The organism is Polaromonas sp. P1_F1 (genome assembly GCF_056405795.1).
On sequence record NZ_JBFUBJ010000008.1, the window covers coordinates 203,404 to 223,789 of the forward strand.

Annotated in this window: 21 protein-coding genes; 15 read left to right on the top strand and 6 right to left on the bottom strand. The window is 63.3% G+C overall.

What is annotated here, in order from left to right; genetic code table 11:
• Positions 1-2 precede the first annotated feature (2 nt).
• From AC1DZE_RS19820 to AC1DZE_RS19860, 9 genes are all read left to right on the top strand, one after another.
• Complete coding sequence (locus AC1DZE_RS19820) at positions 3-686, top strand: SDR family oxidoreductase (protein ID WP_477700459.1); 684 nt, start codon at positions 3-5, stop codon at positions 684-686.
• A 26-nt stretch (positions 687-712) separates the two neighbouring features.
• Entirely contained in the window at positions 713-1,840 is a 1,128-nt protein-coding gene (locus AC1DZE_RS19825; RefSeq protein WP_477674156.1) for an acyl-CoA dehydrogenase family protein, read from the top strand.
• Between the two features lie 166 nt (positions 1,841-2,006).
• Positions 2,007-2,435 carry a rhodanese-like domain-containing protein gene (locus AC1DZE_RS19830; protein ID WP_477674157.1) on the top strand — a complete coding sequence of 143 codons (429 nt, stop codon included), beginning with the start codon at positions 2,007-2,009 and terminating at the stop codon, positions 2,433-2,435.
• A 10-nt stretch (positions 2,436-2,445) separates the two neighbouring features.
• A complete protein-coding gene (locus tag AC1DZE_RS19835) occupies positions 2,446-2,862 on the top strand; it encodes a YchJ family protein (RefSeq protein ID WP_477674158.1) in 417 nt (138 codons plus the stop codon).
• Positions 2,863-2,948: 86 nt separating this feature from the next.
• Positions 2,949-4,730, top strand: coding sequence for a 7TM diverse intracellular signaling domain-containing protein (locus AC1DZE_RS19840; protein WP_477700460.1), 1,782 nt, complete (start codon positions 2,949-2,951; stop codon positions 4,728-4,730).
• Positions 4,731-4,816: 86 nt separating this feature from the next.
• On the top strand, positions 4,817-5,113 hold the full coding sequence (locus AC1DZE_RS19845; RefSeq protein ID WP_457282841.1) for a hypothetical protein: 297 nt from the start codon (positions 4,817-4,819) through the stop codon (positions 5,111-5,113).
• 49 nt (positions 5,114-5,162) lie between these two features.
• Positions 5,163-6,017, top strand: a complete 855-nt coding sequence (locus AC1DZE_RS19850) for a metallophosphoesterase (protein ID WP_477672299.1) — start codon at positions 5,163-5,165, stop codon at positions 6,015-6,017.
• Positions 6,014-6,676 (top strand): HAD family hydrolase, encoded by a 663-nt coding sequence (locus tag AC1DZE_RS19855; RefSeq protein WP_477672300.1) that lies wholly within the window; start codon positions 6,014-6,016, stop codon positions 6,674-6,676. Before AC1DZE_RS19850 ends, AC1DZE_RS19855 begins: the two co-directional genes overlap by 4 nt.
• Positions 6,677-6,778: 102 nt before the next feature.
• A complete protein-coding gene (locus AC1DZE_RS19860; RefSeq protein ID WP_457282846.1) occupies positions 6,779-7,156 on the top strand; it encodes a YciI family protein in 378 nt (125 codons plus the stop codon).
• Between the two features lie 296 nt (positions 7,157-7,452).
• Here AC1DZE_RS19860 and AC1DZE_RS19865 read toward each other — a convergent pair whose 3' ends face one another.
• The 3 genes from AC1DZE_RS19865 to AC1DZE_RS19875 all read right to left on the bottom strand — a co-directional run bounded on the left by AC1DZE_RS19865 (position 7,453) and on the right by AC1DZE_RS19875 (position 11,678).
• Complete coding sequence (locus tag AC1DZE_RS19865; RefSeq protein ID WP_477672301.1) at positions 7,453-9,396, bottom strand: potassium transporter Kup; 1,944 nt, start codon at positions 9,394-9,396, stop codon at positions 7,453-7,455.
• Between the two features lie 81 nt (positions 9,397-9,477).
• Positions 9,478-10,164 (bottom strand): response regulator, encoded by a 687-nt coding sequence (locus tag AC1DZE_RS19870; RefSeq protein ID WP_477672302.1) that lies wholly within the window; start codon positions 10,162-10,164, stop codon positions 9,478-9,480.
• Positions 10,161-11,678, bottom strand: coding sequence for a sensor histidine kinase (locus AC1DZE_RS19875; RefSeq protein WP_477672303.1), 1,518 nt, complete (start codon positions 11,676-11,678; stop codon positions 10,161-10,163). Before AC1DZE_RS19875 ends, AC1DZE_RS19870 begins: the two co-directional genes overlap by 4 nt.
• Positions 11,679-11,996: 318 nt before the next feature.
• Between AC1DZE_RS19875 and AC1DZE_RS19880 the strand changes: the two genes are divergently transcribed.
• Together AC1DZE_RS19880 and AC1DZE_RS19885 are read left to right on the top strand one after the other, a co-directional pair.
• Entirely contained in the window at positions 11,997-13,157 is a 1,161-nt protein-coding gene (locus AC1DZE_RS19880) for an aminotransferase class V-fold PLP-dependent enzyme (RefSeq protein WP_477672304.1), read from the top strand.
• Positions 13,158-13,245: 88 nt separating this feature from the next.
• Positions 13,246-14,403, top strand: a complete 1,158-nt coding sequence (locus AC1DZE_RS19885) for a formyltransferase family protein (protein WP_477672305.1) — start codon at positions 13,246-13,248, stop codon at positions 14,401-14,403.
• A gap of 85 nt (positions 14,404-14,488) precedes the next feature.
• Here the strand turns inward: AC1DZE_RS19885 and AC1DZE_RS19890 are convergent, their stop codons facing one another.
• Together AC1DZE_RS19890 and AC1DZE_RS19895 are read right to left on the bottom strand one after the other, a co-directional pair.
• On the bottom strand, positions 14,489-14,836 hold the full coding sequence (locus tag AC1DZE_RS19890) for a hypothetical protein (protein WP_477672306.1): 348 nt from the start codon (positions 14,834-14,836) through the stop codon (positions 14,489-14,491).
• A 61-nt stretch (positions 14,837-14,897) separates the two neighbouring features.
• Positions 14,898-15,653, bottom strand: coding sequence for an IclR family transcriptional regulator (locus AC1DZE_RS19895; RefSeq protein ID WP_477694705.1), 756 nt, complete (start codon positions 15,651-15,653; stop codon positions 14,898-14,900).
• A gap of 108 nt (positions 15,654-15,761) precedes the next feature.
• Between AC1DZE_RS19895 and AC1DZE_RS19900 the strand changes: the two genes are divergently transcribed.
• From AC1DZE_RS19900 to AC1DZE_RS19910, 3 genes are read left to right on the top strand one after another with little or no spacing between them, the layout of a single operon-like run.
• Positions 15,762-16,730 (top strand): Bug family tripartite tricarboxylate transporter substrate binding protein, encoded by a 969-nt coding sequence (locus AC1DZE_RS19900; RefSeq protein WP_477673364.1) that lies wholly within the window; start codon positions 15,762-15,764, stop codon positions 16,728-16,730.
• Position 16,731: 1 nt separating this feature from the next.
• Positions 16,732-17,412: an RraA family protein gene (locus tag AC1DZE_RS19905; RefSeq protein ID WP_477673363.1), complete on the top strand. Its 681-nt coding sequence runs from the start codon at positions 16,732-16,734 to the stop codon at positions 17,410-17,412.
• Positions 17,413-17,441: 29 nt separating this feature from the next.
• Complete coding sequence (locus AC1DZE_RS19910) at positions 17,442-18,377, top strand: hydroxyacid dehydrogenase (protein ID WP_477673362.1); 936 nt, start codon at positions 17,442-17,444, stop codon at positions 18,375-18,377.
• Positions 18,378-18,428: 51 nt separating this feature from the next.
• On the opposite strand, the gene AC1DZE_RS19915 is transcribed toward AC1DZE_RS19910, so the two are convergent.
• Entirely contained in the window at positions 18,429-19,406 is a 978-nt protein-coding gene (locus AC1DZE_RS19915; RefSeq protein WP_477673361.1) for a Bug family tripartite tricarboxylate transporter substrate binding protein, read from the bottom strand.
• 104 nt (positions 19,407-19,510) lie between these two features.
• On the opposite strand from AC1DZE_RS19915, the gene AC1DZE_RS19920 reads away from it, so the two are divergent.
• A complete protein-coding gene (locus AC1DZE_RS19920) occupies positions 19,511-19,765 on the top strand; it encodes an ACT domain-containing protein (protein ID WP_477673360.1) in 255 nt (84 codons plus the stop codon).
• Positions 19,766-20,386: the final 621 nt, after the last annotated feature.

Genomic DNA, 20,386 nt, shown 5'->3' on the forward strand with positions numbered 1-20,386 from the left:
CCATGAAAGTCCTCGTCATCGGCGCATCACGCGGCATAGGCCTTGAATTCGTCAGCCAGTACCTGGCGGACGGTGCCAACGTCATAGCCACCGCACGCAACGACGAAGGCCTGCAGCGCCTCAAGGCCCTGGGCGCCAAGGCCTTGCGGCTGGACGTGGCCCAGCCTGCCAGCATCAGCGGCCTGGCCTGGCTGCTGGACGGCGAAGAGATCGACATCGCCCTCTACGTGGCCGGCGTCTTTCCGCAGGGCGATGCACTGACGCCGCCGACGCGCGAGGCGTTTGACCACACCCTGCACACCAATGTGCTGGGCGCCATGCAGGCCATTCCGCAAGTCGCGCCCATGGTCGAGGCCTCCCGGCTTGGTGGTGGCGGCAAGGGACGCTTTGCCTTCATCACCAGCGGCATGGGTTGCATTGGCGAGGTCCCGTCCAGCAGCAGCTGGACCTACCGCGTCAGCAAGGCTGCGCTGAACATGGCCGTGGCGTCCGCCCAGCATGACTACCCGCGCGCCATCATGGTGGCCCTGTCGCCCGGCTGGGTTCAAACCGACATGGGCGGCCTGGACGCGCCGCTCACCACGGTTCAAAGTGTCACGGCCATGCGCAAGACCCTGGCCGGGCTGACCGCCGCGCACAAGGGCTCCTTTCTTGACTACGACGGCCGCCGCTTCAGCACATGGTGAGCCCTGCACTCCACTGAAAGATTTCGATGATCCTGACCCAAGACCAAACGATGATCCGCGACGCGGTGCGCGACTTTGCGCAGGCCGAGCTCTGGCCCCACGCCGCGCGCTGGGACAAGGAACACCACTTCTCGGTCGAGGCGCACAAGGGCCTGGCTGCACTCGGCGCCTACGGCATCTGCGTGCCTGAAGAGTTCGGCGGCGCGAACCTTGACTACCTCACGCTTGCGCTGGTGCTCGAAGAAATCGCCGCGGGCGACGGCGGCACCAGTACCGCGATCAGTGTTACCAACTGCCCGGTCAATGCCATCCTCATGCGCTACGGCAATGCGCAGCAGAAAAAGCAGTGGCTGACAAAACTCGCGCAGGGCGAAATGCTCGGCGTCTTTTGCCTGACCGAGCCGCATGTGGGCAGCGATGCCTCTTCACTGCGAACCACGGCCGTCAAAGACGGCGACGAATACGTGATCAATGGCGTCAAGCAATTCATCACCAGCGGCAAGAACGGCCATGCGGCCATCGTCATCGCCGTTACCGATAAGGGCGCCGGAAAAAAAGGCATGAGTGCCTTCATCGTGCCCACCAGCGCACCCGGCTATGTGGTGGCGCGGCTTGAAGACAAGCTGGGGCAGCATTCCAGCGACACCGCACAAATCAATTTTGACAACTGCCGCATCCCGGCCGACAACCTGATCGGCAACGAAGGCGAAGGCTACAAGATCGCGCTGGGCGCACTCGAAGGCGGGCGCATCGGCATCGCCGCGCAAAGTGTGGGCATGGCGCGCAGCGCGTTTGAGTTTGCCCTGAGTTACGCCAAAGAGCGCCAGAGCTTTGGCACCGCCATCTTTAACCACCAGGCAGTAGGCTTTCGCCTGGCTGATTGCGCAACGAAGATTGAAGCGGCCCGCCAGCTCATCTGGCACGCTGCCAGCCTGCGCGACGCTGGCCTGCCCTGCCTGAAAGAAGCCGCCATGGCCAAGCTTTTTGCCAGCGAAATGGCCGAAGAGGTTTGCAGCGCCGCCATCCAGACGCTGGGCGGTTATGGCTATGTCAGCGACTTTCCGGTGGAACGTATCTACCGCGATGTGCGCGTGTGCCAGATTTACGAAGGCACTTCCGACGTTCAAAAGATCATCATCCAAAGATCTCTTTAGCCCCCACGGTCGCGCACTTCGTGTCGCTCCCTGCCCCCCGAGGGGGCCGCTGCGCCTGCGGCCCGGCAAAGCCGGTTCCGCGGCCCCTGCTGGGTTTTGGTCAGGGGTCTGGTTCAACTGCGTGCAGCAAACCGTAAACTTGCCGATCCACAGCAGGAGACAGAGCATGCCCATCACCAAAGGATTCCGCGCACTGGTCGACGAGGCCATGGCGCAAGTCAAAACCTATTCCGTGGCAGATGCCAGGTCAAAACTCGGCGACCCCAAGGTACAGATCGTCGACATCCGCGATGTGCGCGAGCTGACAGCCGGCACCGTGGTGGACAGCTTCCACGCGCCGCGCGGCATGCTTGAATTCTGGGTAGACCCCGAGTCGCCGTACCACAAGCCGCTGTTTTCCGATGAGGGCAAGGAGTTCATCCTCTTTTGCGGGGCCGGCTGGCGCAGCGCACTGGCCACCAAAACCCTGCAGGACATGGGCATGCGCAATGTGGCCCATATCGATGGTGGTTATGCCGAATGGGTGAAGCAGGGCGCGCCCACCGAAACGCTGGAAGAGCGCAAGGCCCGCGCAAACAACAACTCCTGCGGCTGATGCGCGGGTGATGCCTAACCCATCGCCATCTCAGCCATGCCCCTGCGGCCGCACAGGCCCGGCCAAAAAGCCGTTGCTGTTCGCAAATTGCTGTGGCCGCTACCTTGGTCACTTCGACACCGTGCCCGCGCCCGACGCCGAGTCCCTCATGCGTTCGCGCTACACCGCCTTTGTGGCTGGGCGTGCCGACTACCTGCTCGCTACCTGGCATACCAGCCATCGGCCGGCATCGGTTGAATTCGATCCCGATGTGAAATGGCTGGGCCTGGAAGTGCGCAGCCATCGCCAGATCGATGACACCCACGCCGAGGTCGAATTCGTCGCCCGCCAGAAAACCCCCGGCAGCCCGGCCGTGCGCCTGCACGAACGCAGCCGCTTTGTTCGCGAGTTAGGCCGTTGGTACTACGTCGACGGCGACCACCTGTGATGAGCTATAAAAGGTGCTTTAAGCCTTTAATTGACGGGTTCTCGTTGCTCCTGTATTAATAGCATCTCGGGTAAAGAATGGATTTCATGAAAGAACAGCGCGCAACCCGTTCGGCTTCGTGGCGGCAGTGCAATCCGCTGCTCTGGACCGGTGTGTTGGGGCTGGTGTTTCTGCTCGGGCTGAATTCCCCGCCCGCCGCTGCCGGCAGTCCGGCGTCCTACCCCGCCCCGCTGCAGGTGCTCGAAGGCTTGCCCGCAAGCGCCACCGTTGCGCAGGTTGCGGCCATGGATGCCGCGCTCTTCAAGCCCCTGGTGAGCGGCAAGCGTTATGCAGTGAGTGCGGCCTCGCCGCTTTGGCTGCGCATGACGCTGGCGCCGGGGGGTGTGGTGAATGGCACCGATTGGCTGCTGGAATTTCCCACCGTGATCGTGGATCGGTATGAGTTCTTTCAGCGCGATGCGGGCGGTGCATGGCGCATGGCTGTGGCCGGGGACTTTGTGGCGCATGTGCGGTGGCCTGTCGATTCGCTGCGGCCGCGTTTTCCGTTGCCGCAGCCCGGCGCGGACGCGCAGGACATTTTTGTCCGCGTGGTACATCGCTTGCCCGTCAATCTGAGTCCCGTGCTGGTAGGTACGGCAGAGGCGTCCCGGCGAGATGTGGTGCAGATGTTGTGGGTGGGCCTGCAGCTGGGGGTGATCATCACGCTGGCTCTCTTCTGCGCCCAGATGGCGCTGGCCTATCGCGACCGCACCTATGCCTGGTATGCCGGCTACCTTGTGTTTACCGTCATGGCCACCCTCTGCTACACCGGCGCGGCCCAGCGTTACCTGTGGCCCCACGCCACAACCTTTGCCAGCCACGCGATTGTGTTGTCTGTGATGGGCGCCCTGGCCTTCAACCTCCAGTTCACCCGGTCCATCTTCGGCGGGCTGCAGGGACGGAACTTTCACCGCATGGCGCGCGCGCTGGTTGCGCTGTGCCTCGTGTACATGACGGCCAGCCCCTTCGTTGAGCAGTATGACCGCATGGTGCCGATGTTTCACGCCATCACACTCAGCGTTTTTGCCTTCACCATCACCTGCGCATGGCGTGCCTGGCGGCGTGGTGTGGCCTTCGGCGGCTACTGGCTGCTGGTGTACCTGCCCTACCTTGTTTGCGTGGCCCTCGCCCTTGCCGAAAGCTCGGGGCTTATCAACGCGCCCTGGTTGCCCGGCGAAACTCCGGTCGCCGCTGCCCTGGTGGAGGTGGTGGTCATGATGCTGTGCATCAACGCCTGGAGCCGTCTGCGCCACGCCGATACAGTGCGCGAGCAGGCGGCCAAAGAGCACGATCCGCTCACCGGTTTCCTTAACAGGAAAACCTTTCGCGACCGCGCGGCCCGCATCTGGAACGCCGCGCCGGAGCTGAAGCGTGACCTGGCCATCATCTATGTTTCTGTGGAGCCGGCCGACCCGGACAGGCTGAACATCGTTGAGGCCGAAGAACTGCTGGCCCGCAGCGTGCGGCTGGTACGCACCATCACGCGCGACTTCGACACTGTGGGGCGGCTTGGCCGCAACATGCTGGGCATCGTGATGGAGGGCGTGATGCCGGGTGAAGCGTTCAGGGCTCGTCTGTCCCGGCTGGTGGCCCTGGGGCTGATGCGTGATACCGACGACCCCACCTCCATGGCGCTGCGGTTCACCGTGGCGGTGGGTAGCCGCCGTAGCGAGGTCGCAGACTTTGCGGCGCTCGACGCAGCGTTGCAGGGCCTGATGGTGGAGGATGACCAGGCCCAGCGCGCGATCCGTTTCCTGAGTCCGCCCGAAGCCGATGGCGACTCCATTCCCGTGCGCCGTTTCGGCTCCACACCTGGCCAGTTGCAATGAACCGCCCGCCAGGAGCTCCGGCTCCGTTTGCACGGCGGACCGTTGGTACCATGTGAGCGGTAGCCTTAACTGGGCGGGGAGCACCAATGTTCAATCAAACCGTGCGCGGCATGTATTGCCTGCGCTGCAGCAGCCGCAAGGTGGTGCGCGGAAATTTCGAAGCGGAGCGGTTCTATCCCTTGCGTGGCTTGCTGCGCTCCCTTGTCGGCAAGCCGGTGCTTTTGCAGAACCAGCATTCACATGCCTGCATGGACTGCGGCCTGGCCTGGAACGAAGTCGATGCCACCGAGCTGCGCAAAAACCTGCGCGCTTACGGCCTGGCGCCACACAGCACCGGCGTGATGGAGGCCGTGAACGAAGCGGGTGTTGATGTCCGTTTATGAGCGCCTGGTAAAACTGCAAAGGTCTTGTTGGGCCTGCGTTCTGGTTCCGGTGATTTTGTTGCTGGGCACATGGGTCGTCATCATCGAACCGCGCTGGGTCGCGCACCGCGAGATCAGTGAAACCGTTCCGGACTGGAAAGGGCCGCCCGGCCTGAAAGTGGCCATTGCGTCCGACTGGCACTTCACCAAACGCCCGCTGTGGCGCGTCATGACGGTAGAGCGTGCGCGTGACATCGTGGCGCAGATCAATGCCGCCCAACCCGACGTCGTGCTGTTGCCCGGCGACTTCATTGCCGACCGCGACTACAAGCCCGACACCGCCGCCACACCCGAAGACGAGATCGCCCAGGTGCTGGGCGGGCTGAAAGCCCGGCTGGGTGTCTACGCCGTCATGGGCAACCACGACTGGTGGCACGACGGCGAAAAATTCACCGCGGCATTCACCCGTGCGGGCATCACGGTGCTCGAGAACGACGCCGTGCCTCTGCCCGTGCCACCTGGGGCATCCGCAACGCCCGTCTGGGTGGTGGGCGTGGGTGACGACTACACCGGCCACTCCCAGCCGGCCAAGGCGATGAGCAAGGTGCCCAAGGGCGCGCAGGCGCTGGTCTTCATGCACGAGCCGGCCAGCCTGTTTGACTTGCCGCCGGTGCGCGGCCTGATCGTGGCCGCCCACACCCACGGCGGCCAGGTCAGCATTCCCTTCTACGGCCCGCCCGTGGTGCCCGGTGCCGGCCCGCGCGAATGGGCCCACGGCTGGGTGGCGCACGGCGACAATCGCATGTACATCACCAGCGGGCTCGGCGTCAGTATCCTGCCGGTGCGTTTTAATATGCGGCCTGAATGGGTGCTGTTCACCCTGGGTGGCACAAGCCCGCAAGCGGGCCATGAAAGAGAACCATGAAATTCGAGGCGGTGTTATTCGACTGTGATGGCGTGCTGGTCGACAGCGAGCCACTGACCAACGGCGTGCTCCGCGACATGCTCGAAGAGCTCGGCTGGAAGCTCGGCTCGGCCGAATGCATGGCCATGTTTGTCGGCAAGGCCGTCAAGGACGAAGCCGCCACCATCGAAGCCCACACCGGCAAGCCGCTGACCGAAGCGTGGATGCTGGAGTTTCGCGCCCGCCGCAACGAAGCCCTGGTCGAGTCGCTGCTGGCTGTGCATGGCGCAGTCGAGGCCGTCAGCCAGATCCACACGGCCTACCAGGGCCGCATCGCCTGCGCGTCCGGCGCCGACCGTTTCAAGGTCGAGCTGCAGCTGGAAAAGTGCGGCCTGATGCCATTCTTTGAGGGCAACATCTTCAGCGGGCACGAGCTGCCACGCTCCAAGCCTTTCCCGGATGTCTACCTGGCCGCCGCCGCCGCGCTGGGGGTAGACCCGAAGCGCTGCGCCGTGGTCGAAGACACCGTCACCGGCGTCACGGCCGGCGTGGCGGCCGGTTGCACGGTGTTTGGCTACAGCCCGCCCGAGCTGGGCCACGACGCGCCCGCAGCCCTGCGCGCTGCCGGTGCGGTGCATGTGTTCACGGCCATGGCCGATCTGCCCGCGCTGCTGGCCTGAAGCGCCGCAGTTTTTTTGCCAAAAAAGATGTCGATTCCGGTCGATTCCGGTCGAAGCCATTCGTCGTAGAGGTGTCAGCAACCACTTTTTGAAGGAAACACCGTGAAATACCTTTGCCTCGCCTATTACAACCCCGCCGAATTCGCCGCCATGCCGCCCGCCGACATGCAGGCCCTGGTCAGCCAGTGCCCGCCCAAAGACGCCCAGCTCAAGGCCACCGGCCAGCTGCGCGTCAGCGCCTCGCTGGGCGAACCCGCCATTCGCCTGCAGCCGCGCGGCAGCAAGACGCAGAAGATCGACGGCCCGTTCACCGAAGCCAAGGAGCTGGTGGGCGGCTTTTTCATCATAGACGCTGCCAACCCGGACGAAGCCGTGAAAACCGCCTCGCTGCACCCTGCCGCCACGCTGGGCGAGCAGGCCGGCTGGCGCATCGACATGCACCCCATCGATTTCTTTGAGCAGTACGACGGCAAGGCCTGACGCGGCTGGCTGGCGCCTGGCCGGCCTTTTTGGGCCATTTTCAGGCACAAAAAAGGCCTCTGACCCAATAACAACGGGCGCAAGCAGCTATTGTTTTGATAGCGTTTTCTTGTGAACTGAAAACCGGCTGAGTGCCTTTTGAGCGCCAAAAAGCGCCAAAAACAGGTGTTTTCAAGCATCAAAAGTGCCTGCAGCCCAATGGGAATCTGCGCGACCAGCTATTAAATTGATAGTGCCATCCATCGCTCCCGCAGGCCACCGACGCGCCACGCGGGCGACGGCCGACCCCGCTCAGCTCAAATCTGCACCCGCGTTCCCAGCTCAATCACGCAGTTGTTGGGCAGCCTGAAAAACCCTGCCACGCTGCCTGCGTTGCGCGACATCAGGGCGAACAGCGCCTCGCGCCAGTGCACCATGCCCGAGCCGCGCGTGGGCACCACGATCTCGCGGCTCAAAAAGTACGAGGTCTCGAACAGGTTGATGGGCAGGCCCTGGGCCTTGCACAGCTCCAGCGCTTTCGGAATGTCGGGCGTGTTCTTGAAGCCGTAGTTCACCTCTACCCGCCAGAAACCCGGTGCCAGCGGCTGCACCTGCACGCGCTCGGTAAACGGTATCCACGGCACTTCATGAAACACCACCGTCAGGATCAGGTTGCGTTCATGCAGCACCTGGTTGTGCTTGAGGTTGTGCATCAGCGCCTGCGGCACCGTGTCGGGGTTGGCCACCGCATACACCGCGGTGCGCTGCACGCGGTTCACGCTGTCGCCCGACAGCGCCGTCACAAAGGGCAACAGCTCCGGGTCGTCGTGGCGGATGCTTTCTACCAGCAGCTCGCGCCCGCGCCGCCACGTCGCCATCACGGTGAAGATCGCCACACCCAGCACCAGCGGAAACCAGCCGCCTTGCATGAACTTCAGCATGCACGACACCACCAGCAGCAGGTCAACCGCCACAAAAGTCACTGTCGCCGCAATCGCCAGCGGCAAGGGGTAGCGCCAGCCCTGGCGTATGACAAAGAAGGTCAGCAAGGTGGTGATCAGCATGGTGATCGTCACCGCAATGCCGTAAGCCGCGGCCATGGCCGACGAACTGCCAAAGCCGAGCACCGTGGCCAGCACGGCGGCCAGCAGCAGCCAGTTCACGCCCGGCATGTAGATTTGACCGGCCTCGCGCGCCGAGGTGTGCAGCACGCTCATGCGCGGCAGCAGGCCCAGCTGTATGGCCTGCCGCGTCATTGAATAAGCCCCCGAAATGACAGCCTGCGATGCAATCACCGTGGCCAGCGTGGCCAGCACCACGGCGGGAATCAGCCACGCTTCGGCAAACATGCGATAAAACGGGTTTTCCAGCGCGGCCGGGTCGCGCATCAGCAGCGCGCCCTGACCCATGTAGTTAATCGCCAGCGCCGGCAGCACCAGGCCGCCCCAGGCAAACTGGATGGGCCGCTTGCCGAAGTGGCCCATGTCGGCGTACAGCGCCTCCGCGCCGGTAAAGGCCAGTACGATGGCGCCCACCGCCACAAACATGTGCCAGCCCTGCGCGCTTAAAAAGCGAATGGCGTTCAGCGGGTTCAGCGCGGCCAATATGCCGGGTTGCTGCGCAATCTCAATCGCGCCGGTAAAGGCCAGCACACCAAACCACAGCACGATGACCGGGCCAAACAGCTTGCCGACCAGGCCCGTGCCATAACGCTGCACCGCAAACAGCCCCACCAGCACCGCCATGCACACCGGCAGCACATAGGGCTTGAGCGCGGGCGTCACCACCTCCAGGCCTTCGACCGCGCTGAGCACCGAGATCGCCGGCGTGATGACGCTGTCGCCGTAAAACAGCGAAGCGCCCAGCACGCCCGTCAGCAGCAGGGCGGTGCGCGCCTTCGGGTTGTGGCCTGCCGCCTTGGCCGCCAGCGCGGTCAGCGCCATGATGCCGCCTTCGCCGTTGTTGTCGGCCCGCAAGATCAGCAGGATGTACTTGAGCGTGACGATCATCATCAGGCCCCAGAAGATCACCGACACCGCGCCTATGAGGTGCGCCGCATCCAGCGGCACGCCCGTGGCGGGGCTGAAGATTTCCTTCATGGTGTAAAGCGGGCTGGTGCCGATGTCACCGTACACCACACCCAGCGCGCCCAGCGTCAGCGCCGCCACGCCTTCGCGGTGGCCTTTTTTACGTGTTGTGTTGTTGGCGGCTGTGGCCTGGCCCTCTGCAGCAGCATTCGCAGTCGTTGCGACATTTCCCATACATTCCATCCCTCAGTGAACAAGGTTTCACTGTCGGCGGGACAGCATCAGGAAAGCATAAGTGGGCTTAAGCAGGGGCTTTCAGTCCGTCGCCAGCCGGTAACCCACGCCGGTTTCGGTCAGTAAATGCCGGGGCTCGGCCGGTTCCTGCTCAATCTTGGCGCGCAGCTGCGCCATGTACAGCCGCAGGTAATGCACGTGCTCGGTGTATTCGGGCCCCCACACGTCGGCCAGCAGCTGCCGGTGCGTCACCACGCGGCCCGCACTGCGCACCAGCCGCGCCAGCAGCTTGAACTCGGTGGGCGTCAGGTGCAGGGTCTCGCCGTGCAGCTGCGCGGTGTGCAGCGTCAGGTCCACACGCAAACCATCAAGTTCATGCACCGTTACGGCCGCGGCCAGGGCCGTGCCGCGGTGGCGCAGCGCCACGCGTATGCGCGCCAGCAGCTCGCTCACGCTGAAGGGCTTGGTCAGGTAGTCGTCGGCGCCCGCGTCCAGCAGCTTGATTTTTTGCGCCTCCTGGTGGCGGGCCGACACCACGAGGATGGGCAGCGAATGCTTGCGCCGCACTTCCTGCACCAGCTCAGCGCCATCACCGTCGGGCAGGCCCAGGTCCAGCACAATCACGTCGGGCGGGTCGTTGCGCACCAGCGCGGCGGCTTCGCTCAGCGACACGGCCGTCTGTACCTCAAAGCCTTCCACCGACAGCGACGCGCGCATCAGCTCGCGCAGGTCGCGGTCGTCTTCCACCACCAGAAGGCGCAGGCTCATGGCTGCATCCCGGCGGGTTGCTGGGCCTCAATCGGCAGCGTCAGGGTAAAGACATTGCCTTCACCCGATTCGCCAACATCACGGCGCGACGATAAAAAGAGCCGGCCCTGGTGCGCCTCTGCAATGGCGCGGCACAGCGCCAGGCCCAGGCCCGCGCCACGCGGGCCAGACTGGTCGCCGCGCGCATAGGGCGCAAAGATGGCCTCGTACTTGTCTTTTGCAATCTGCGGGCCGCTGTCCTTTACCGCCAGCCGCAGCGTGTTGCCCTTGGCCTCCACCGACAGCGCAATCGCGCCGGTGCTGTACTTGAGCGCGTTGTCCAGCAGGTTGTCTACCAGCTGCGCCAGCAGCACAGGGTCGGCCTTGATCAGCGGCAGCCCGGCCTGCACGGTCGAGGTGATGCGGCGCTCCGGGTCACGCTTGCGCACACGCGCCAGCACGGTGCCCACAATTTCTTCCGGAGACTCCCATTGCCGCGCCGGCGGCTGCGCGGTGTTGGAAAGCTGCACCAGTTGCAGCGTGTTCTCCGTCACGGTCGAAAGGTAAGAGGCCTCGCTCACAATGCTGGCCAGCAGCCGCGCCTGCTCGGCGGCGGCCAGCTTGTCGCCCTGCGTCTGCAGCGCTGATGCCGCGCCCACCACTGTTGCCAACGGCGTGCGCAGGTCGTGCGAAATGGCCGCCAGAAAGGTGCTTTGCACCTGCTGGCGTTGTGCCTCGCCCTGCGCCGCCTGCATTGAGGTGCTGAGCTGCAGCCGCCACAACGCCTGCCCCAGCAGCGCGCACAGTGCTTCGGCATGTTCGCGCCCGCCGGTGTCGTGTGCCGGTGCGGGCTCTACCCGCGCGGCGCCGTGCATCTGCACCTTGTCGCCCAGCGGCAGGTACCAGGCGTTCAGTCCTGGCCAGCGCCCGGTGCCGGGGCCCAGCGTGGCCGCTTCGCGCATGCAGCACTTCATGCCGTCCAGCACCGAAGACTCCAGCACCGCCGCGTTCGACAGCTCGCCCCCGGCCTGCAGCGTGCCCAGCAGGCAGGGGCCTTCAAAGGCTTCGTCCAGCGCCGCCTGGCCCAGGGTGGCAATGTCGTGTGCCGTTGCCGCGGTGGAAAGCTGCGTGGCCAGGCCTTGCAGCTGGCGCGCGCGCTGTTCGTTCAGCTGCGCCACGGCCGTCTCGCGCCGCAGCCGCGCAGACAGGTGGCTGATGGCCAGCGCCACCAGCAGCATGCTGAAAATCGCAATCAGGTGATCCCGGCTCTCCACTTCAAAGGTAAAACGCGGCGGCACAAAAAAGAAGTTCAGCGCCGTCACGGCCACCAGCGCCGAGGCCACCGATTCCTTCCAGCCCATGGTGTAAGACACCACCACCACGACCAGCACATACAGCATGGCCTGGCTGGCAATCGTGACCTGCCTGTCAAGCAGCAGCCCGCCGACGGTGGCGGCCGCCAGCAGCAGCGCCACGATGGCCCAGTGGCGCAAACTTGTGCCGGTGGCGGGTGTGGGTTCAGCAGCTTTCATCATCAGAAGCCCAGCGTACCATCGGCCGCATCAGGATTGCATCAGGAAGGCTTGGCGAGGTGTGCAGGCGGGTATGGCGTGTCCAGGGGCATCAAAAACCCCGGAATTCTTGACTTGTATCAACTTTTGCCTATAAAAAGTGCCTGCAGCCCAATAGGAACCTGCGTAAGCAGCTATGAAATTAATAGCGGATAGACCCCCGCAGTACAGCCTTTCCGCTCCTTGTTGCCTCCCGCGACCACACATAACCCCACTGCCAAAATCGCCTCATCCTGTTAAGCTGGCTGCCCGACTTTTAATAACGATTTGAGAGACAACACCATGCCCGGACTCCTCCCCAACGTTGACCCTGACGGCCTGCTCGAGTTTTCGGTGGTCTACACCGACCGCGCCCTCAACCACATGTCAAAAAGCTTCCAGGGCGTGATGAGCGACATCTCGCGCATCCTCAAAGACGTGTACAAGGCGCACGCCGTGGCCCTGGTGCCCGGCAGCGGCACCTACGGCATGGAAGCCGTGGCCCGCCAGTTTGCGGGAGGCAAGCATGTCATGGTCATCCGCAACGGCTGGTTCAGCTACCGCTGGACGCAAATCTTTGACATGGGCCACATCCCCGCGTCGCACACCGTGCTCAAGGCCAAACAGACCGGCCCCGGCGCGCAAGCTCCCTGGGCACCCGCACCCATTGCCGATGTGGTCGCCGCCATCGCCAAGGAAAAGCCCGCACTCGTTTTTGCCCCGCACGTCGAAACCGCCTCCGGCATGATCCTGCCCGACAGCTACCTGCAGGCCGTGGCCGCGGCGGTGCATGCCGTGGGCGGCCTCTTTGTGCTCGACTGCATTGCCTCCGGCGCGATGTGGGTCGACATGAAGGCCACCGGCGTTGACCTGCTCATCTCTGCCCCGCAAAAAGGCTGGAGCAGCTCACCCTGCTGCGCCATGGTCATGCTCAGCGAACGCGCCCGCGCCGCGATAGACGGCACCGCCAGCTCCAGCTTTGCGTGCGACCTGAAGAAGTGGATGCAGATCATGGAAACGTATGAAAACGGCGGCCATGCCTACCACGCCACTTTGCCCACAGACGCCCTCACGCGCCTGCGCGCCGCCATGAAAGAAACGCAAGACTACGGCTTTGCCAAAGTGAAGGCCGAGCAGGAAGCCTTGGGCGCCAAGGTGCGCAAACTGTTTGAAAGCCGCGGCCTGCCCAGCGTGGCCGCCGAAGGCTTCAAGGCCCCGGGCGTGGTCGTCAGCTACACCACAGACCCCGACATCCAGTCAGGCAAAAAATTTCTTGCGCAAGGTTTGCAAACCGCCGCCGGCGTGCCGCTGCAGTGTGACGAGGGCGCAGACTTCAAGACCTTCCGCGTCGGCCTGTTTGGCCTCGAGAAGTGGCACCAGTCTGACCGCACCGTCGGCCAGCTTGCCGCTGCGCTCGACCAGATCGGCCTGACCGAGAAGGCGCGCCAGGCTGTCGCGGCCTGAGCGGCTGTTTCTCATCGGGAGCTTCGGCTCCCTTTTTTATTTCTTCCTTCCGTTCTATCAATCCATTTATTCCTGAAGAGACGTATCAATGAAATGCGCTTTGGTCGGTTCCCGTTTTTTCGCAGCCTCGGTGTTTGAGGCGCTTCGCAAAGAAGAAGGCATTGAGTTCACCAGCATCGTCGCCCCCGCCGAGGACGACCGGCTGGCGATTGCCGGCCGCGCCGCCGGCATCCCCGTGCACGTGCTGGCCAACCCCAAGATCGTGCCCGGCGAGGCGATTGCCGAAGGCACCGAACTCATCATCGCCGCGCACACGCATGCCCGCGTAAGCGACGACGCACTCGCACGCTCCCGCCTGGGCGGCATCGGCTACCACCCCTCGCTGCTGCCACGCCACCGCGGCATTGCAGCCGTTGAATGGACCATTCTGGAAGGCGACCCGATTGCCGGCGGCTCCGTTTACCACCTGGCCGACGGCTGGGACGCCGGCGCCATCGCCGCGCAAGACTGGTGCTTTGTCAAAAAAGGCGAAACCGCCCGCGAACTGTGGGAGCGTGCCCTGGCGCCCATGGGCCTGGCGCTGCTCAGCAAAGTCGTGCACCACGCCCGTCTGCAAGGCAGCCTGCCCGCCGACGTGCAAGACCCGGCCTTCGCCACCCGCGCCCCCATGCTGCGCAAGGCCGTGGTGCTGACCGAAGAGATCTCATCCGCCAACACATCGTTGGTCGTCTCCATCGTCGGCACTGATCGGCAAGGCATCGTCAGCGCATTGGCCGACAAAGCCCAACGCTTCGGCGCCAACTGGGCCGCCAGCCGCATGACACGCCTGGCCGGTGAATTCGCCGGCATGGTCCACTTCGAAGTCCCGCGCGAAAACGCCGACAACCTCGCCAACTCACTGCGCGGCCTGCAGTCCAGCGGCCTGCAAGTGGTCGTCGCCAAAAGCGACGGCGCCAACACCCCCGCGGCCCTGCGCGTGTTTGAACTCGAACTGGTAGGCGAAGACCGCCTGGGCATCGTCAGCAACCTGACGAAAATGCTCGCCGAGCGCGGCATCAGCATTGAAAGCATTCACACCGACATCGTGCGCAGCGGCGTCTCAGGTAAACAGACCTTCAAGGTCGAGGCGCATTTGCTGGTGCCGGCCAAGTTGTCGGTGGAGGCATTGCAGAAAGAGCTGGGCACGCTGGCCAGCGAGATGATGCTGGATATTGCGCTGGGGGAGCGGCAGGTTTCCGGCAAGTGAGCTGAGATTCGGTTTGTCCGGCGTGGTGGCTGAGAGTGGTGGCAGTAACGGCGAAGGCAAGTTCCGTCGCCACATCAAATTGGCATCAGTTGAAGACATCACGGGCAAGCATGTTCATGACTATCTTGCTTTGGCGTTCAAGATGTCGGCGAAGACGTGAGGAGGCCAATTGCGTGCCCATTTGAAACAGAAAATAATCGATGTTTGCGAAAACAAAATCAAAGAGAAAGGCGAAAACGTCGGCCTGTCTTTCTACGCGTTTTTTGCCAACAAGAATGACAACCCGGAGCTCCTGATGGAGGCCGCAAAATGGTGGATCCAAACGCACCGGCTGGACCACTTTGAGAAAGCGTTGAAGATCAGGCGTCTGGTTGAGCAGGAAGCAGTCGATTGAGAAAACCGTGCCTTGATGCAAGTCATCCTCCAGGGCCATGTCCGCCCCCAGGCACCATCTCTTTTTTCAGGCGAACCCCAAGACGGCTGACAAGCCGCCTTCAAGGATGCCAGCGCGAAACCGCCCGCGGCGTATGGGCCGACTTGCTTCCGGCGAGCGCATACGACAGCTGGTTCGCCGCGCGGATGACACTCTTTGCGTGCTTCATCAGTTTGGTTTTTGACAGCCGCGCACTCGGGCCCGAGATGCAGATGGACCCCAGCAATCGCCAGTTAAGGCCGAACACCGGCGCCGCCACACTGGCCACTTCGGCTTCGCGTTCGCCCATCGAGATCTGGTACCCCTGCTCACGGATCGACTCGTAGGGTTCTCCTGCTGCGCCACTGAAGGCCAAAATCACACGCCCCGGCGCGCCCTTGTTCAACGGCAGCCGTTCCCCGACACGCACGTGGTGCCGCACTGATTGTGGTCCTTCGACACGCGCCACGCAGGCGCGAATGTCGCCTTCGCGCACGTAGAACGACGCGCTCTCACCGCTTGCCTCGACGAGCTCGTGCAGCGTGGGCTCGACGATACGGTTGACATCGAACCCGGCCTGGTAGCGCGCACCCAGCCAGCCGGCGGCCGGCCCCAGCCGCCACTGGCCGTCGTCGGCCTGCACCATGTATTGCGACAGGGCCAGCGTGCGCGCCAGGCGCAGCACCGTGGTCTTGTGCATGTGTGAGCGCCGGCTCAATTCCGCCAGCGAAAGCGTTGACTCGCCCACCTCAAAAGCTTCCATCAGCGAGAGCGCCCGCGTCACCGCGATGACGCCGCCGCCCGTCTCAACTGGCTCATTTGCTGGATCGTTGCGCATGCCGCACCATGGTTCACTGTATGAAACGGTATTGTATGGCGTGCAACGCGCGCCTACAGTCCCACCCATACCGCAGTTATTGTTTTAAGCGGAGCCTTGGAGACATACATGAAACTTTCCCGCCGTTACGCGCTGGCCGCTGCCATCGCGTGTTCCCTGGCCACCAGCGCCTTTGCGCAGGCCTGGCCCACCAAACCCATTCGCCTCGTCGTGCCGTTCCCGGCCGGCGGCGGCACCGACATCATCGCCCGCGAAGTCACGAACAAGCTCATGGGCCCGGGCTACACCTTCATCGTCGACAACAAGCCGGGCTCTGGCGGCAACCTTGGCGTGGACGCCGTGGCGAAGTCACCGGCAGACGGCTACACGCTGGTGCTGGGCCAGACCAGCAACCTGGCGATCAACACCAGCCTGTACGCCAAACTTCCGTATGACCCCGTGAAGGACCTTACCCCCGTGAGCCTCGTGGCGAGCGCGCCGCTGGTCATCGTCGTCGCGGCGGACTCGCCTTATAAAACGCTTGCAGACATCGTTGCGGCGTCCAAGGCCAAACCCGGCTCCCTGAACTACGCGACCTCCGGCAACGGCACCGTCGCGCACCTCGCGACCGAATCCTTCCAGAAGGCCGCAGACGTCAAGCTGACGCACGTGCCGTACAAGGGTGCGGCACAGGGCGCCACCGACCTGATTGGTGGGCAGGTGCAGCTTTATGTGTCTTCCATCCCCACGCTCATCGGCCACATCAAGAACGGAAAGATGCGCGCCATCGCCGTCACCTCGGCCAAACGCACCGAAGACCTGCCGCAGGTGCCCACCATTGCCGAGTCCGGCTACAAGGGCTTTGAGGCCGTGACCTGGTTCGGTATTGCCGGGCCCGCGAACCTGCCGAAAGATGTCGTTGCCAAACTCAACGCCGACATCAACAAGGCGTTGCAGGCGGCCGACCTGCGCAAGAAGCTGCGCGACCAGGGCGCCGACGTGGAAGGGAGCACGCCGGAGCAATTCAGCAAACTGATCCGGGAAGACATCACCCGCTGGGGCAAGATCGTCAAAGAATCCGGTGCGAAAGTAGATTGACATGACACAAGACATCATCCGCAAATTTGACCGCGTGCCGGCCGCCGTTGTGCGCGAGGCTGCTGCATTCCAGCCCGCCATCCTGGCCGACGTGGCCGGCCGCCGGGGCGCCATGCACGGGCGCATCAAGGCATTGCGCCCCCGTATGAAATTTGCCGGTACGGCCCTCACTGTTGAAGTTCGCCCTGGCGACAACCTGATGATTCACGCGGCCATGTCGCTGGCGCAGCCGGGTGATGTGTTGGTCATTGACGGCAAGGGTGACCTCACCGCCGCGCTGATGGGCACCATCATGATGACCGCCTGCAAACAGCTGGGTATCGTCGGTGTTGTCATTGACGGCGCAGTGCGGGACACCCTTGAAATCGACGAAATGGATTTCCCTGTCTTTGCGGCCGGGTACAACCCGAACGGCCCCACCAAAACCTGCCCGGGCCGCATCGGCCACCCGGTAACGGCAGGCGGCGTCACCGTGCACGCGGGCGACTTCGTGATGGGCGACGCGGACGGCGTTGTCGTCGTTGAGCGCGAGAAGATCGAATCCCTGCTGCCGCTAGCTGCGAAGAAGGTGGCCGACGAAAACGCACGGATAGCGGCGATCAAAAAAGGCGACACAGCGGCCAAATGGCTGGAGTCAGCGCTGCGCAGCGCCGGTGTGCTGAAAGAAGGCGAGTCGCTGTGAGCAACGGGCAACCTGCTGTAAAGCCCGCCATGAAACCCGTCATTCTTGTCACTGCGGCAGACCTTGCACCCGAAGCGCTGGCACTTCTGCAGAGCTACGAAGTCATCTACGCCGGCAAGACGCCAACGGAAGAAGACATCGTCGCCCTCTGCCACCGACACGACCCGGTGGGCATCATCGTGCGCTACAGCAAGGTGGGTGCTGCCGCCATCGCAGCGGCGCCATCCCTGCGCGTGATCTCCAAACACGGCAGCGGCACCGACACCATCGACAAGGTGGCCGCCGCGGCGCGGAGTATCGAAGTGCGTGCCGCGGCCGGCGCCAACGCCAATGCCGTCGCCGAGCAGGCCCTGGCGTTGATGCTCGCCTGCGCAAAATCGGTTCCCGTGCTGGACGCGCGTATGCGCGCCGGCCACTGGGACAAGGCCACCCACAAAAGCGTGGAACTGTATGGCAAGACTGTCGGGCTTGTGGGTCTGGGTGCCATCGGGCTGCGCTTTGCACGCATGGCGAGTGCACTGGGCATGGAGGTCTTGGGCTATGACCCTTACGCCAAAGAGCTGCCGGAATTCATGACACGGGTCGAGCTCGAAACGCTTTGGCAGAACGCCGACGTGATTTCACTGCATTGCCCGTTGACTGACGAGAACCGCAACCTGCTGAATGGCACCACGCTGGCAAAGTGCAAGAAAGGTGTGATCATCGTCAACACGGCGCGCGGTGGGCTGGTAGACGAGGCCGCTTTGCTCGAAGGCCTTCGCAGCGGACAAGTCCATTCCGCGGGCCTCGACAGCTTCAGCGTGGAACCCATGCTGCCAGGGCACCCCTTCCAGAACGAGCCGGGCATCATCCTGAGCCCCCACATCGGCGGTGTCACGAGCAACGCCTACGTGAACATGGGCGTTGCGGCTGCGCGCAACGCGCGAAGCGTGATCGAAGGCGTTACCGCTGGGGCTTTGGTTTAGCTTCGATCGACGGCTCCCTGGGGCATGCGCCCCACGCCAGCGCCTTCGCTTTTACTGCGGCACCAGGCCGGCGGCTTTCACCAGGTCGGCGTGGATGCGAATCTCTTCTGATATCACCTGCGCCAGGGGCTTGGCCTCGTCGGGCGCCGGCTCCATGCCGATTTCCAGCAGTTTGGTTTTGGCATCGCCCCTCAAAAACGCCTTCGCGGATTTGCTGAGCTTGTCGATCACGGGCTGCGGGGTTTTGGCGGGAACCAGCAGGCCGATCCACGCTGACAGCACCACATTGTTCACGCCGCCTTCACGCAGCGTGGGAATGTCCGGCGCGGAAACGGCACGTTTCTCACTCAGCACACCCACCGCATGCAGCTTGCCCGACTTGATATGCGGCAGCGCCTCCGGCAGCGGGGCAAAGGCCATGTCCACCACGCCTCCAATCAGGTCGGTAATGGCCGGCGCACCACCCTTGTAGGGAACGTGCAGCAGCTTCGCGCCAGTCTGGCTTTCAAACATCAGCCCCGCCAGGTGCTGCGGGCTGCCGTCACCTGAAGAGGCATACGTCAGCTTGCCCGGGTTGGCCTTGGCTGCCGCCAGAATGCTGGCCGGCGTTCCGTACTTCGCCTTGTCGTTCACCACTAGCACCATGGCCTGGTTGACCAGCTTGGTCACGGCCACAAAGTCGGTTTCCGGGTTGTAGGGAAGTACCTTAAAAATGCTCTTGTTCGTGGTCAGAAAGGAAGCCGGCGACACCATGATGGTGTAGCCATCCGGCGCCGCCTTGGCCACCACAGGCACCCCAATCTGCCCCGAGCCCCCGGCCCGGTTGTCCACCACAAAGGGCTGGCCCAGGTCGGTGGTCAGCTGCTGGCTGACCTGGCGCGCCACCATGTCTACACTGCCGCCGGCCGGCAGCGCGACGATGACCTTGACCGGGTGGCTGGGGTAGGGCTCTTGCGCGAAGGAGGGAGCGGCGAGCGTCAGGCCGGACGCAGCGTAAAGCGCCAGGCAGGCGGTGCGGGTGAATGACATGGGGCGCTTTCAGAGTTGGAGGGGCAGGGGCGTCGCCAGTTCGCGCTCTGCAAACTTGCTCCGCCGCAGGCGTGGAATGCAAGTTGTATGCCTGCAAGCAGGGTTTGGAGCTGGAACTGGTAGGCGAAGACCGCCTGGGCAGCGTCAGCAATCTGACCAGGATGCTGGCCGAGCGCGGTATCAGCATTGAGGGTATTTACATCGACATCGTGCGCAGTGACGTCTCAGGCAAGCAGACCTTTAAGGTGGACACGCATTTGCTGGTGCCAGCTATTTTGTCTGCGGAGGCGTTGCAGAAGGAACTGAGGAGGCCCCAGTACCAAAGCGATGACCTGCAATACCGCTGGCTTGGTATGTAGCCATTTAGCAAATTTGTGAGGATCTACTGTCGCTCTAAGCGAGCCGTCACTAGTATAGAGGCTCAGGTTGTAAGAGGCCCGGCGGTGGCGAATCTAACGTTGACGTGGCATGCCTGGGTTGCCGACCTGTTCTTGAACCACCAAACGAAATCCTTCTCAAGGGCGCAGTGAGCCTAGCATCCACCGTGAATATCTTCCTCCAAAGTCAGTTTCTCAGTAGTATGTGAATCACATCGCCTCGCAAGCACCGTTTTAATTGTGCGATGACTAGAAATCAGGAGGAAGTATGACTCGACCGGTATTTTTCTCGATGGGAGGAGATCAGGACGCCGCGTTTGCCAGGAAGGTGAAAGATCTCCTGCCGGACGCAATGGTGTTGAATTGCACCGAAGTCTGACCCGAGTTTTCCATCGAATTTTGACCCACACTCTTTGTGAGCAGAAGGTGCTCACGATGTGGATAAGTTCTTGGTTTTCTCCTTTTTGGGCTGAGTCTGTGTGGATCTGCCTCAAAGTGCGCCGCTGTTTCCGCGATTTTGTTGCCTCGATTCCCAGCCAGGTGGCCAGCTTCTCAGCGTAGGGATCGAGCTTAGTTGAGCTGACCCGCCTTGGGTACTTGGGC

Coding starts and splice junctions, on each gene's coding strand:
- AC1DZE_RS19820 (WP_477700459.1), top strand. CDS start 3: ATGAAAGTCCTCGTCATCGGCGCATCACGCGGCATAGGCCTTGAATTC.
- AC1DZE_RS19825 (WP_477674156.1), top strand. CDS start 713: ATGATCCTGACCCAAGACCAAACGATGATCCGCGACGCGGTGCGCGAC.
- AC1DZE_RS19830 (WP_477674157.1), top strand. CDS start 2,007: ATGCCCATCACCAAAGGATTCCGCGCACTGGTCGACGAGGCCATGGCG.
- AC1DZE_RS19835 (WP_477674158.1), top strand. CDS start 2,446: ATGCCTAACCCATCGCCATCTCAGCCATGCCCCTGCGGCCGCACAGGC.
- AC1DZE_RS19840 (WP_477700460.1), top strand. CDS start 2,949: ATGAAAGAACAGCGCGCAACCCGTTCGGCTTCGTGGCGGCAGTGCAAT.
- AC1DZE_RS19845 (WP_457282841.1), top strand. CDS start 4,817: ATGTTCAATCAAACCGTGCGCGGCATGTATTGCCTGCGCTGCAGCAGC.
- AC1DZE_RS19855 (WP_477672300.1), top strand. CDS start 6,014: ATGAAATTCGAGGCGGTGTTATTCGACTGTGATGGCGTGCTGGTCGAC.
- AC1DZE_RS19865 (WP_477672301.1), bottom strand. CDS start 9,396: ATGGGAAATGTCGCAACGACTGCGAATGCTGCTGCAGAGGGCCAGGCC.
- AC1DZE_RS19870 (WP_477672302.1), bottom strand. CDS start 10,164: ATGAGCCTGCGCCTTCTGGTGGTGGAAGACGACCGCGACCTGCGCGAG.
- AC1DZE_RS19875 (WP_477672303.1), bottom strand. CDS start 11,678: ATGATGAAAGCTGCTGAACCCACACCCGCCACCGGCACAAGTTTGCGC.
- AC1DZE_RS19880 (WP_477672304.1), top strand. CDS start 11,997: ATGCCCGGACTCCTCCCCAACGTTGACCCTGACGGCCTGCTCGAGTTT.
- AC1DZE_RS19885 (WP_477672305.1), top strand. CDS start 13,246: ATGAAATGCGCTTTGGTCGGTTCCCGTTTTTTCGCAGCCTCGGTGTTT.
- AC1DZE_RS19890 (WP_477672306.1), bottom strand. CDS start 14,836: ATGGCCCTGGAGGATGACTTGCATCAAGGCACGGTTTTCTCAATCGAC.
- AC1DZE_RS19895 (WP_477694705.1), bottom strand. CDS start 15,653: ATGCGCAACGATCCAGCAAATGAGCCAGTTGAGACGGGCGGCGGCGTC.
- AC1DZE_RS19900 (WP_477673364.1), top strand. CDS start 15,762: ATGAAACTTTCCCGCCGTTACGCGCTGGCCGCTGCCATCGCGTGTTCC.
- AC1DZE_RS19905 (WP_477673363.1), top strand. CDS start 16,732: ATGACACAAGACATCATCCGCAAATTTGACCGCGTGCCGGCCGCCGTT.
- AC1DZE_RS19910 (WP_477673362.1), top strand. CDS start 17,442: ATGAAACCCGTCATTCTTGTCACTGCGGCAGACCTTGCACCCGAAGCG.
- AC1DZE_RS19915 (WP_477673361.1), bottom strand. CDS start 19,406: ATGTCATTCACCCGCACCGCCTGCCTGGCGCTTTACGCTGCGTCCGGC.